Source organism: Rhodopseudomonas palustris BisB18, from assembly GCF_000013745.1.
GTDB lineage: Bacteria > Pseudomonadota > Alphaproteobacteria > Rhizobiales > Xanthobacteraceae > Rhodopseudomonas_A > Rhodopseudomonas_A palustris_F.
Genome location: NC_007925.1, coordinates 212695 through 225757, shown reverse-complemented (window position 1 = coordinate 225757; position 13063 = coordinate 212695). Strand labels below are relative to the sequence as shown.

Sequence of the window (13063 nt, the reverse complement as noted above, 5' to 3'; positions counted from 1 at the left end):
CCCGCAAGCCATTCGGCCCGCGTTTCTGCGCGGTGCGTCGATCTTGCGCGCCGGTTGTAAACGATAAATTGGGACCGCCTCATGACCTCTCTCGACAGCTTCAAGTGCCGAAAGACCCTCAAAGTCGGCGCTAAGACCTACGTCTATTACAGCCTGCCCACCGCCGAGAAGAACGGTCTGAAAGGCATTTCCCGCCTGCCCTATTCGATGAAGGTGCTGCTGGAAAACCTATTGCGCAACGAAGACGACCGCACCGTCAAGAAGGCCGACATCGTCGCGGTGGCGAAATGGCTGAAGAAGCGCAAGCTCGAGCATGAAGTCGCGTTCCGCCCGGCCCGGGTGTTGATGCAGGACTTCACCGGCGTGCCGGCGGTGGTCGATCTGGCGGCGATGCGCAACGCCATGCAGGCGCTCGGCGGCTCGCCGGAAAAGATCAACCCGCTGGTGCCGGTCGATCTCGTCATCGATCACTCGGTGATCGTGAACTTCTTCGGTGACAACAAGGCGTTCGGCAAGAACGTGGTCGAGGAATACAAGCAGAACCAGGAGCGCTACGAGTTCCTGAAATGGGGCCAGAAGGCGTTTTCGAACTTTAGCGTGGTGCCGCCCGGCACCGGCATCTGCCACCAGGTCAATCTGGAATACCTCGCGCAGACGGTGTGGACCCGCAAGGAGAAGCTCACCATCGGCAAGAAGAAGGGCACCTTCGAGGTGGCTTATCCCGACACATTGGTCGGCACCGATTCGCACACCACCATGGTCAACGGCCTCGCCGTGCTCGGCTGGGGCGTCGGCGGCATCGAGGCGGAAGCCGCGATGCTCGGCCAGCCTTTGTCGATGCTGCTGCCCGAAGTGGTCGGCTTCAAATTGAAGGGCGCGCTGAAGGAAGGCGTCACCGCCACCGATCTGGTGCTGACCGTGACGCAGATGCTGCGCAAGCAGGGCGTGGTCGGCAAATTCGTCGAATTCTTCGGCCCCGGGCTCGACCATCTGTCGGTCGCCGACAAGGCCACCATCAGCAACATGGCGCCGGAATACGGCGCCACCTGCGGCTTCTTCCCGGTCGATGCCGAAACCATCGATTTCCTCAAGACCTCGGGCCGCAAGGCCGACCGGGTCGCGCTGGTGGCGAAATACGCCAAGGCGCAGGGCCTGTTCCGCACCAGCGTCTCGCCGGACCCGGTGTTCACCGAGAAGCTGATTCTGGATCTCGGCAAGGTCGAGCCGTCGATGGCCGGGCCGAAGCGTCCCGAAGGCCGCATCGCGCTACCGGCGGTGGCCGAGGGTTTTGCCGCGGCACTCGCCGGCGAATACAAGAAGGCCGCCGATCCCGCCGCGCGCTTCCCGGTGGAGGGTCGCAATTTCGACCTCGGCCATGGCGACGTGGTGATCGCCGCGATCACCTCCTGCACCAACACCTCCAATCCGAGCGTGCTGATCGGCGCCGGGCTGCTGGCCCGCAAGGCCGCAGCACTCGGCCTCAAGGCCAAGCCGTGGGTCAAAACCTCGCTGGCGCCGGGCTCGCAGGTCGTTGCCGAATATCTCGCCAATTCCGGGCTGCAGCTCGACCTCGACAAGGTCGGCTTCAATCTGGTCGGCTTCGGCTGCACCACCTGCATCGGCAATTCCGGGCCGCTGCCGGAGGAGATCTCGAAGTCGATCAACGACAACGGCATCATCGGCGCTGCGGTGTTGTCGGGCAACCGCAACTTCGAAGGCCGGGTGTCGCCGGACGTGCAGGCCAACTACTTGGCCTCGCCGCCTTTGGTCGTTGCCTATGCGCTGGCCGGCACCGTGACCAAGAACCTCAATGTCGAGCCGATCGGCGAAGGCAAGGACGGCAAGCCGGTGTACCTGAAGGACATCTGGCCGACCACCAAGGAGATCAACGCCTTCGTCAAGAAGTACGTCACCGCGGCGATCTTCAAGAAGAAATACGCCGACGTGTTCAAGGGCGACACCAACTGGCGCAAGATCAAGACCGTCGACTCTGAGACCTACAAGTGGAACATGAGCTCCACCTATGTGCAGAACCCGCCCTACTTCGAAGGCATGAAGATGCAGCCGGAGCCGATCGTCGACGTGGTCGACGCGCGGATTCTCGCGGTGTTCGGCGACAAGATCACCACCGACCACATCTCGCCCGCGGGCTCGATCAAGCTGACCTCGCCGGCCGGCAAGTATCTGTCCGATCACCAGGTGCGCCCGGCTGATTTCAATCAGTACGGCACAAGGCGCGGCAATCACGAAATCATGATGCGCGGCACCTTTGCCAACATCCGCATCAAGAACTTCATGCTGAAGGGCGCCGACGGCAATATCCCGGAAGGCGGATTGACCAAGCATTGGCCGGACGGCGAGCAGATGTCGATCTTCGACGCCGCGATGAAGTATCAGGCCGAGCAGGTGCCGCTGGTGGTGTTCGCCGGCGCCGAATACGGCAACGGCTCGTCGCGCGACTGGGCCGCCAAGGGAACGCGGCTGTTGGGCGTGCGCGCGGTGATCTGCCAGAGCTTCGAGCGCATCCATCGCTCCAACCTGGTCGGCATGGGCGTGTTGCCGTTGACGTTTGCGGAAGGCGATTCTTGGGCCTCGCTCGGCATCAAGGGCGACGAGAAAGTGTCGATCCGCGGACTGCAGGGCGATCTCAAGCCGCGGCAGCAATTGACCGCGGAAATCACCTCCAGCGACGGCAAGAAACGCGACGTCTCGTTGCTGTGCCGCATCGATACGCTCGACGAGCTGGAATACTACCGCAACGGCGGCATCCTGCATTACGTGCTGCGCAGGCTTGCTGCTTAAGTCGGATAAAGCCTCACTGCGAAGTGAGTGGCGAGTGATCGGAAGGCCGCCTATGACAAGGCGCCTTCCGGTTGCGAAGGCAGGAATTTGGAGGCGGCGCGCGCGGCGTGTCGTGGCTCCGTCTTGCATGATCCGGCGTGACACTGATGATGGCGTGGAGCGGACTTCTCAACGGACCGGGCGCGCTCGCCGCCTGCGCGTTGCTGGCAACGATCTGTCCCGCCGTGGCGCAGCCGCGCGCCGTGGTCGAATTGTTCACCTCGCAGGGCTGCTCGTCGTGCCCGGCCGCCGACAAGATCATCGGCGACCTCGCCAGTGACCCCTCGGTGATCGCGCTCAGCATGCCGATCGACTATTGGGACTATCTCGGCTGGAAGGACACGCTGGCGGACTCCCGCTTCAGCGCCCGGCAGAAGGCCTATTCGGCGCGGCGCGGCGATCGCGACGTCTACACCCCGCAGATGATCGTCAACGGCGCGATGCAGGTGGTCGGCAACGACCGCGCGCGGATCGACGGCGCGATCTCCGACACCGAGAAGACCGCGGGCGTGATGTCGGTGCCGGTCACCGTGACGCTCGACGGCAAGCAGCTCAAGGTCGCGGTCGCGGCGGGCGCCGCCGATGTGGCGCCGAGCCAGGCCGAGGTGTGGATCTGCTCGATCTCCAAGGCGGTGCCGATCGCCATCACCCGCGGGGAAAACCGCGGCCGCGAGGTGACCTATCACAACGTGGTGCGGACCTGGCTGAAGGTCGGCGATTGGACCGGCCAAGCCGATAGCTGGACGGTGCCGATCGAGAACGTCGCCGGCGCCGGCGTCGACGCCGCGGTGGTCTATGTCCAGAGCGGCAGCCGCGAGCAGCCCGGCCCGATGCTCGGCGCGGCGTTGACCGCGCTCGACTGAGCGGCGCTGCCTGAGCTTTCCGCAAATGCCGAATAGCTGATCGGGTACCTCGCCACCACGTCATGCCCGGGCTTGTCCCGGGCATCCACGCCCTCAGGCACGGCTGTCGTGTCTTTCGTGGATGGCCGGGACAAGCCCGGCCAAGACGGAGACAGGTTGCGCAATCCATCAACGTCAACGGCGTCGAGCCGCTTAGCGTCGGGACATGCGCGGCCTCTCCGCGGAGCAAGCGCCCAACTATCAGCTCAAGACACGAATCAATCCCCACAACAAAAAGGACCAACTCGCGTTGGCCCTCAGTGTGGGGATTGATTGTTGCGAACAGGCCCGATCCTGAAGACCCCGGGGGGCTGGGGGCTGAGGAATCCGACGCCGACAAGACCGGGCCAACGCAAGTATCATCTCTCGCAGCCCAGCAGGGCCGCGGCTTGGCGGAAATCGGGCGGCAATATGATTTCACTAACGATCGTGTGACTGATTGTAGCGGGCGCCCGGGCTCTGTTGCCACGCAGACGTGCAGCTCTCGGCCCTTGCGGCGGCGGGCCGTCGGCGCGATCATGTCGCCGCTGTGACAGGAGGTGCTGATGAGTTCGATGTCGGAGGAGGCCGACCCTAGCGGGATACGGCCGGGCGGCGCTGCGGTCGCGCCGCCGAGCTTGGTGACGTTCAATCGCCTCGAGCTCAATCGCATCCTCAACCTTTATGGCCGGATGGTCGCGGCCGGCGAATGGCGCGACTACGCCATCGACTTTCTCAAGGATCGCGCGGTGTTCTCGGTGTTTCGCCGCGCTTCCGAGGTGCCGATCTACCGGATCGAGAAGGACCCTCGGCTCGCCCGCAAGCAAGGCGCCTACAGCGTGATCTCCGCCACCGGATTGATTCTGCGCCGCGGCCACGAGCTCGACCGCGTGCTGTTGGCGATCGACCGCAAGCTCGCGGTGGTGTGAGGGGGCGCCAATAGGATTGCGAAGCATCTATGGGATCACGGTGTCATTCCGGGGCGCGAGGGCGCAAGCCCGAGCGAACCCGGAATCTTGCTCCGAATTTACAGCAGTGGGGGATCAGCGCCGGCATGTGTTGCGAGATTCCGGGTTCGCTCGCAGCAAAGCTGCTCGCGCCCCGGAATGACCTGCCTTGGAGCCGATGACGGAATGCGCCGTCGTTACGGCGTCGTGGCGTCGCCCTCGCCGAGCATCCGCTGCATCAGCACGCTGTCGAGCCAGCGGCCGAATTTGAAGCCGACGCTGGGGTGCACGCCGATCATCTGGAAGCCGGTGCGGCCGTGCAGCGCGATCGAGCCGAGATTATCGGAGCCGCCGATCACCGCGATCATCTGGCGGTAACCCCGCGCCTCGGACTCCGCGATCAGGCGGCCGAGCAAACGCGACCCTACGCCCTGGCGCTGCGCCGCCGGCGCCAAGTAGATCGAATTCTCCACGGTGAAGCGATAGGCCGGCCGCGGCCGATACGGGCCCGCATAGGCATAGCCGAGCAGCTCGCCGGCGCGACGGGCCACCAGATAGGGAAAGCCGCCGCCGGTCAGCGCCGCAAAGCGGCGGGTCATCTCCGCGAGATCCGGCGGGGTCAGTTCGAAAGTGGCGGTGCCGCAGCGCACCGCTTCGGCATAGATCGCGGTGATGGCGGGGAGGTCGGCCAATGAGGTCGGCCGGATTTCAAGCTCGGACATGGCGCGCACCATAGTTTCGCGCCGGCAAATGTGAAGCTGGATTTGGGGAGCAGGGGCGGCCTCATCTGGCATCACCCCGGCTCGTGTCCCGGGCAAGAAGCCGCGCTCTATGCGCGGCTTCGCAGAACCGGGACCGTTACGAAGGCTGCGGTCCGCAATGGCCCCGGCTCGCTGCGTACCGCTGACGCGGTCCGCCGCGTCCGGGGCACGGTGTCTTGGCGCTTGCGACATCCGGGTCCCGAAAAAACCCAACAAAAAAGCCCCGGCCGCAAGGCCGGGGCTCGATGGTTGTCCGATGGATGGACGATGGAAACCGTCAGTCGCGCTGTCCCAGGAGCTGCAGCAGCAGCGTGAACAGGTTGATGAAGTTCAAGTACAGCGACAGCGCTCCGGTGATCGCCGCGCGGTCGGCGACGTCGCCGCCCTGCGAGGCATAGCCGTAGATGTAGTCGTTCTTCAGCCGCTGGGTATCCCAGGCGGTGAGGCCCGCGAACACCAGCACGCCGACCACCGAGACGATGAACTGCAGCATGGTCGAGGCCACGAACAGGTTCACCAGGCTCGCCAGGATGACGCCGAACAGGCCCATCATCAGGAACGAACCCATCCCGGTGAGGTCACGCTTGGTGGTGTAGCCGTACAGGCTCAGCGCACCGAACGAGGCCGCGGTGATGAAGAACACCCGCACGATCGAGGTGTGGGTATAGACCAGGAAGATCGACGACAGCGAAATGCCCATCAGGGCGGCGAACGCCCAGAACAGCATTTGCGCGGTGGCCGGCTTCAGCCGGTTAATGCCGAACGAGATCGCGAACACCATCACCAAGGGGGCGAGGATGAACACCCACTTCAAGGGGCTTGCGAACATCATGTAACCGAACGAGGTCAGGAACTGACCTTCGGCGACCCGGATCGCCGCGCCGCTGGCGCTGCGAACCGCTTCAGCCATATCGCTGGTGACGGCGAACTTGTAGACGCCGAGCGCGGCCGCGCCGGTGATGGCGAGGCCGATCGTCATATAGTTGTAGATGCGCAGCATGTAGGCGCGCAGGCCGGCATCGACGGCAGCGGCGTCGACGCGCCCGGCGGCCCGGCCGAAAGGAGAAGCATAGTTACGGTCGAAGTCCGACATGGTCGAAATCCCGTTGTTGTCTGGCCGCATAAGGGCTGCGGCACGAGTGCGAAACTTTATCTCAGGCGCCGCGGACTGGCTGACATCAATTTGCAGAGGTGATGCAACTTTACGTCATCAGAGTCGGCGTCTGACCCAATCTGATATGTGGGAAACTAACACATTCCACGCAAGCTTCGATGCGCGGCCGAATGTCGCTACGGCATTGAGGTTAAGGAAAGTCTGCTGCTGCGAGGGCGAAAACCCGTCGTTTTCGCAGATTCGCCGCGCCGACCGGGCGGTTGCGTCGGAGTGCCGCAATTTCACAGATTGCGCAACACCGATGCCGGCTTCTGATTCAGCGCCAGCCAGGTGCCGGCGAGGCCGAGCCCGACGGTGACCAGCAGCGCCGCAACCACCACCGCCGCGGCGCTGCCGAGCTGCCAGACGAAGCCGAGCGTCATCAACTTGGAGACGATCAGCCAGGCCGCGACCGAGCCGGCCAGCACCGCGAACACCGCGGTTGCAAGTCCGAGCATCAGATACTCCAGCGCGTAGGCGCCGAGCAGCCGGGCCCGTGTGGCGCCGAGCGTCTTCAGGATCACCGCGTCGTAGACCCGGTGGCGATGGCCGGCGGCCAGCGCGCCGCCGAGCACCAGGATCGCCGAGATCAGCGTCACCGAGCTCGCGCCGCGCACCGCCAGCGCCAGATTGGTCACCACGGTGCCGACGGTTTCCAGCGCCTCGCGGACCCGCACGCTGGTGACCATCGGGAACGCGTCCGCCACCGCCTTGATGATGGCGCCGTCGCCGGCCGCGGTGCCGTTCGGCTCGGTCAGGGTGGCGATATGGGTGTGCGGCGCGCCGGCGAAGGCGTTCGGCGAATACACCACGACGAAATTGATGCCGAGGCTCTGCCAGTCGACGTTGCGCAGATTGGCGATCTTGGCGGAGATGTCGCGGCCGAGCACGTTGACCACCACCTCGTCGCCGATCTTGAGACCCAGCCCGTCGGCGAGTTTCTTTTCGAACGACACCAGCGGCGGGCCGCTATAGCCCGGCTGCCACCATTGGCCTTCGACCACCTTGGAGCCGTGCGGCACCTCGGCGGCGTAGGTCAGGCCGCGGTCGCTCTGCAGCACCCATTCGGCGTCGGTCGATGGTTTGAGATCCTCGGTCTTGATGCCTCGCGCCGAAACGATGCGGCCGCGCAGCATCGGCACGTCCTCGACGCTGGCGCCCGGCGCCTGGTCCTTCAGGAACGCGGCGAAGCGGTCGGTCTCGGTGGAGGGAATGTCGATGAAGAAGAAGGAGGGCGCCTTGTCCGGCAGCGCCGCGGTGAACTGCCGGCGCAGATTGCCGTCGATCTGGGTGACGGTGACCAGCACCGCGAGGCCTAAGCCCAGCGACATCACCACCGAGGGGGTGAGCGCGCCGGGGCGGTGGATATTGCCGATCGCCAGCCGCAGCATGGTCGAGTTGGCGCGCGGCAGTCGGCGCGCCAGTGCCATCAGCGCGCTGGCGATGCCGCGCAGCAGCGCGAACACCACCACGGAGGTTGCGACAAAGGCGGCGGCGACACGCTTGTCGTAGGACAGCCCGATCACCACCGCGACCAGCACGGCGACCACCAGCGCCATCCAAACGAGGTGCTTTGGTCGCGGCCGATGCCGCTCGCTGATCACCGCCTCGCGGAACAGCGCCGCCACCGGCACGTCATGCACCCGCGCCAGCGGCCACATCCCGAACGCCAGTGCGGTTAACAGCCCGTAAACCAAGGACAACGCCAATTCGCCCGGATGCAGCGTCGGCACCACCGGCAGCGGCAACAATTGGCCGAACAGCCCGACGATCGCGTAGGGCAGCGCGGCGCCAAGCGCGAGGCCGATCAAGGAGCCGATCCCGGCCAGCACCATCACCTGGGTGAGATAGATCGCAAACACGTCGCGGCCGGTGGCGCCGAGCGCCTTGAACGCGGCGATGACGTCCTGGCGGCGGTCGATATGGCTCTTCACCGCATTGGCGACGCCGACGCCGCCGACCAACAGCGCTGCGAGCCCGACCAGCGTGAGAAATTGGGTGAAGCGGGTAATGGTGCGCTCGAGCTGCGGCGAGGCGTTGCCGCGGCTGCGGATTTCCCAGCCGGCCTGCGGCAGCGCGGCGCGGGCCTGATCGGCCAGCGCGTTGGCGACGCGGTCGTCGGCCTGATTGTCAGGCAGCAGCAGCCGATAGGTCCAGCGCACCAGGCTGCCGGGCTGCAGCAGTTGGGTGGCGCGCAACGCCTGTTCGCTGACCAGGAAGCGCGGTCCGAAGCCGACGCCGCCGGAGAGCTTGTCCGGCTCGGCGCCGACCACGCTGCGGATTTCGAACGGCGCGTTGCCAACATGGACGCGGTCGCCGACTTTCAGATCGAGCCGCGCTAGCAACGCTGCGTCGGCGGCGGCGCCGAACACGCCGTCGCGCTCGGCCAACAGATCCGGCACCGCGATTTTCGGCTCCAGCGTCAGGGTGCCCAGCATCGGGTAAGTGTCGTCGACCGCCTTCAATTCGACCAGCGCGAGCCGGTCGTCGGCGGTGCGCGCCATGCCGCGCAAGGTCGCCACCACCGAGACCCGGCCGTGGGCGCGCAGAAACGCCAGTTCGTCCGGCGAGGCCTCACGCTGCATCAGCGAAAACGCCACGTCGCCGCCGAGCAGCGCGCGGCCCTCGCGAGCCAGGCCTTCGCTCAGCGAACCGGCCACCGAACCGACGCCTGCGATCGCCAAGACGCCGAGCGCGATGCAGGCGATGAACACGTAGAAGCCGCGCAGCCCGCTGCGCAATTCGCGCACCGCGTAACGCAGCGGCAACGGCAGCGTCGCCGGCCGGCGCTGCGGCATGGGTTCGGAGATCACCGCCATCGCGTTACGCCGTCTGCACGCGGACGCGGTCGGGCGCCGCGACATCGATGCGGCCGGAGCGCAGCCGCACCACGCGGTCGCAGCGCTGCGCCAGCGAGGTGTCGTGGGTGACTAGAACCAGCGTCATGCCGCGTTCGGCGTGGTTGGCGAACAACAGATCGACGATCTGCCGGCCGGTGGCCTCGTCGAGATTGCCGGTCGGCTCGTCGGCGACCAGGATGGTGGGGTCGGGCGCGAGCGCCCGGGCCAAGGCGACGCGTTGCTGCTCGCCGCCGGAGAGCTGCGTCGGATAGTGGTGCAGCCGTTCGCTCAAGCCGACCGCGGCGAGTTCGCGCGCGGCGCGCTCCATGGCGTCGGCGCGGCCGGCCAATTCCAGCGGCACCGCGACGTTTTCCAGCGCCGTCATGGTCGGGATCAGATGGAACGACTGGAACACGATGCCGACATGGCGGCCGCGAAACCGCGCCAGCGCGTCCTCGTCCAAGGCATTGAATGCGGTGCCGTCGACCACCACCTCACCGCTGTCGGGGCGCTCCAGCCCCGCCATCACCATCAGGAGCGTGGATTTCCCCGATCCTGAGGGGCCGATCAGGCCGATTGCCTCGCCGGAGCCGACGCGCAGGCTGATATCCTTCAGGATATGCACGCGCGCCGCGCCCGAGCCGAGCGACAGGTCGACGTTGGAGATGACAATGCTGTCGGGCGCTCGGGTGTCGGGTGCTTGGCCCTGCGGCGAAGAGGCTTTGATGAAACTGTCCATGGCTGCCTCATATGGCGATTGGTTCGGCGCGGTCGAGAGGCCGGCGCGGATGTTTTGCCGCGGCATGATGGCCGCGCTTGTGCTGGGAGGCGTGATGGTCGGACAAAGCAGCGCACAGACCGCGACGGCGGCGCTCACCAAGCCGATCAAGCTCGTGGTGCTGGGCGATTCCTTGAGCGCCGGCTACGGCCTGCCGGCCGCCGCGGCGTTTCCGGCGCGCCTGCAAAAGGCCTTGCAGGACAAGGGCGTGGCCACCGAGATGGTGAATGCCGGCGTGTCCGGCGACACCGCCTCCGGCGGGCTTGCGCGGCTCGACTGGTCGATCCCGAAAGACACCGAGGCGGTGATCGTCGAACTCGGCGCCAACGACGCCTTGCGCGGCACCGATCCCAAGGTCACCCGCGACGCGCTTGACCAGATCGTGAAGAAGCTGAAGGCGCGCAACATCGCGGTATTTTTGTGCGGGATGTACGCGCCGCCGAACTACGGCCCGCAATACGCGGCGCAATTCAACGCGATCTATCCGGAGCTGGCGAAGACCTACCAGGTGCCGCTGTATCCGTTCTTTCTCGAGGGCGTCGCCACCATCGCCAAACTGAACCAGGCCGACGGGCTGCACCCCACCGCGGAAGGGATCGACACCGTGGTTAAGAATATCCTGCCCAGCGTGCAGGCATTTCTCGGCACCGTTGCTGAGCAACGCAGTTGAAAAAACGGCAATCTGCTATCAACATGAGGTATTCACAGGGCTTTCGACCTACCATACTTCGCAGTGTCGCAGTTCTGCGTTACGACTAATTGTCGTTGATTCGTTGTCCTCCTGCCGTGCTCCTGCATCGAGGGTTTGCGATGCCGCGTTTATTCACTGGACTGGAAATTCCGGCCGAGATCGGCCAGACGCTCTCCAATCTGCGCGGCGGGCTGCCCGGCGCACGCTGGATCAACCCGGAAAATTACCACGTCACCCTGCGCTTCATCGGCGACATCGACGGCGTCTCGGCCAACGAGATCGCCTCGATGCTGGTGCGGATCAACCGCAAGCCGTTCGACGTCGCGGTTCAGGGGCTGCAAAGCTTCGGCGGCAAGAAGCCGCGCGCGGTGGTGGCTTCGGTGGTGCCGTCGCGGCCGCTGATCGAGCTCCAGGCCGAATTGGAGCGGCTGATGCAGCGGCTCGGGCTCAACCCTGAGGGGCGCAAATTCACCCCGCACGTCACGCTGGCGCGGCTGCGCGACGCCTCCAACCAGGACGTCGCGGATTATCTGTCGGTGCGCGGCTATTTCCCGACCAGGGTGTTCACCGCCTCGCGCTTCGTGCTGTTCTCGTCGCGGGCCTCCACCGGCGGCGGGCCTTACGTGGTGGAGGATTCTTACGCGCTGAGCGCATAAGTTTGCGCGCTGAGCGCGTGAGGCGCGCTCGTGTCCCGGACGCAGTGCGGCGCGCCGCGTCAGCGGCGTGATGCGCTGCAGATCCGGGACCGTTACGGAGACTGCCTTTGAAACGGTCCCGGCTCACGGCGCAGCGCAGAGCGCTGCACCGCGTCCGGGACACGCGTTGAATCGCAAGAGAAAATAAGGGCTTTAGTGGCCAAACCCGCTCCGCATAGCCGCCGGTACGAATCCCGACTTGCATTTTTCCGCGCGGTAATGACGTAAGTATCGCCATGCTGTCTCCCGATCCCGTCTCGTTCTCCGAGCAATATCAGGCGCTGGTGTCCTCCGGCGCGATCGAGCCCGATCCGGCGCAGGCCGATGCCGTCACGGCGTTCAGCGCGCTGGAAGCCAATCTCGCCGGCTACAAGCCGCCGAAGAAGCAAACCCTGTTCGGCCGGCTGTTCGGCGCCGACAAGGATCAGCCGCCGCCGCGCGGGCTGTACGTCCACGGCGAAGTCGGCCGCGGCAAGACCATGCTGATGGACCTGTTCTTCGACAGCTGCCCGGTGACCTTGAAGCGCCGGGCGCATTTCCATGAATTCATGGCCGAGGTGCACGAGCGGATCTACGCGTTCCGGCAGAACATCAAGCGCGGCGAACTCGGCGACAGCGCCGACGTGGTGGCGCTGACCGCGAATTCGATCTTCGAGGAAGCCTGGCTGTTGTGCTTCGACGAATTCCACGTCACCGACATCGCCGACGCGATGATCCTGAGCCGGCTGTTCTCAAAGCTGTTCGAGCTCGGCACCGTGGTGGTGGCGACCTCCAACGTGGCGCCCGACGATCTGTATAAAGGCGGCCTCAATCGCGCGCTGTTCCTGCCGTTCATCGGGCTGTTGAAGACCCGGATGGAGCTGTTGCGGCTCGACGCGCGCACCGACTACCGGATGGAAAAGCTGACCGGGGTGAAGACCTGGCTGGTGCCGGCCGACGCCGCCGCTACCGCCGCGCTGGACAAGGCCTGGGCCCGGCTGACCCACGGCGCGCCCGGCCATCCGCGCGATATCTCGATCAAGGGCCGCGTCCTGCGCGTGCCGCGCGCCGACCACCATGTCGCCCGTTTCGGATTCGCCGACCTGTGCGAGCAGCCGCTGGCGGCGTCGGATTATCTTCGCCTCGCCCATGATTATCACACCATCATGATCGACCAGATTCCGTTGATGGATCTCGCCGACCGCAACGCCGCCAAGCGTTTCATTACGTTGATCGACACTTTGTACGACAACGCCGTGAAGCTGATGGCCTCGGCGGCGGCCGATCCGACGGCTTTGTACCGCGCCAGCGAAGGCGTCGAGGCGATGGAATTCCAGCGCACCGCGTCGCGGCTGATCGAAATGGGCTCGGAATCCTATCTGGCGCTGCCGCACGGCCGCAGCAGCGACTCCACCGCCAGCGGTTCGTCAACCGGCCTGGTCGAAACCTAAGTCGAACGCCGTTTCGCCGTTATCGAGCCGGCGCGGCGCTATATTG

At 65.5% G+C, this 13063-nt stretch carries 10 protein-coding genes; 6 read left to right on the top strand and 4 right to left on the bottom strand.

The window, feature by feature from the left end:
- Positions 1 to 81 precede the first annotated feature (81 nt).
- The 3 genes from acnA (at position 82) to RPC_RS01030 (ending at position 4651) form a co-directional block, all read left to right on the top strand.
- The gene (gene acnA / locus RPC_RS01040) at positions 82 to 2802 is read left to right on the top strand and encodes an aconitate hydratase AcnA (protein WP_011470687.1); all 2721 of its coding nucleotides are present in this window, start codon (positions 82 to 84) and stop codon (positions 2800 to 2802) included.
- Positions 2803 to 2948: 146 nt separating this feature from the next.
- The gene (locus RPC_RS01035; RefSeq protein WP_011470686.1) at positions 2949 to 3704 is read left to right on the top strand and encodes a DUF1223 domain-containing protein; all 756 of its coding nucleotides are present in this window, start codon (positions 2949 to 2951) and stop codon (positions 3702 to 3704) included.
- A 584-nt stretch (positions 3705 to 4288) separates the two neighbouring features.
- Positions 4289 to 4651: a DUF2794 domain-containing protein gene (locus RPC_RS01030; RefSeq protein WP_041801250.1), complete on the top strand. Its 363-nt coding sequence runs from the start codon at positions 4289 to 4291 to the stop codon at positions 4649 to 4651.
- Between the two features lie 215 nt (positions 4652 to 4866).
- On the opposite strand, the gene RPC_RS01025 is transcribed toward RPC_RS01030, so the two are convergent.
- The 4 genes from RPC_RS01025 to RPC_RS01010 all read right to left on the bottom strand — a co-directional run bounded on the left by RPC_RS01025 (position 4867) and on the right by RPC_RS01010 (position 10162).
- Positions 4867 to 5391: a GNAT family N-acetyltransferase gene (locus RPC_RS01025; protein WP_011470684.1), complete on the bottom strand. Its 525-nt coding sequence runs from the start codon at positions 5389 to 5391 to the stop codon at positions 4867 to 4869.
- Positions 5392 to 5707: 316 nt separating this feature from the next.
- Positions 5708 to 6523 carry a Bax inhibitor-1/YccA family protein gene (locus tag RPC_RS01020; protein ID WP_011470683.1) on the bottom strand — a complete coding sequence of 272 codons (816 nt, stop codon included), beginning with the start codon at positions 6521 to 6523 and terminating at the stop codon, positions 5708 to 5710.
- 302 nt (positions 6524 to 6825) lie between these two features.
- Complete coding sequence (locus RPC_RS01015; protein WP_041802277.1) at positions 6826 to 9402, bottom strand: ABC transporter permease; 2577 nt, start codon at positions 9400 to 9402, stop codon at positions 6826 to 6828.
- Positions 9403 to 9406: 4 nt separating this feature from the next.
- Positions 9407 to 10162, bottom strand: a complete 756-nt coding sequence (locus RPC_RS01010; RefSeq protein ID WP_011470681.1) for an ABC transporter ATP-binding protein — start codon at positions 10160 to 10162, stop codon at positions 9407 to 9409.
- Here RPC_RS01010 and RPC_RS01005 point away from each other — a divergent pair.
- From RPC_RS01005 to zapE, 3 genes are all read left to right on the top strand, one after another.
- The gene (locus RPC_RS01005) at positions 10161 to 10871 is read left to right on the top strand and encodes an arylesterase (protein WP_041801248.1); all 711 of its coding nucleotides are present in this window, start codon (positions 10161 to 10163) and stop codon (positions 10869 to 10871) included. The genes RPC_RS01010 and RPC_RS01005 overlap by 2 nt on opposite strands.
- 140 nt (positions 10872 to 11011) lie before the next feature.
- A complete protein-coding gene (gene thpR, locus RPC_RS01000) occupies positions 11012 to 11548 on the top strand; it encodes an RNA 2',3'-cyclic phosphodiesterase (protein ID WP_011470679.1) in 537 nt (178 codons plus the stop codon).
- 275 nt (positions 11549 to 11823) lie between these two features.
- On the top strand, positions 11824 to 13017 hold the full coding sequence (gene zapE, locus RPC_RS00995; protein WP_011470678.1) for a cell division protein ZapE: 1194 nt from the start codon (positions 11824 to 11826) through the stop codon (positions 13015 to 13017).
- The last annotated feature ends 46 nt before the right edge of the window (positions 13018 to 13063 follow it).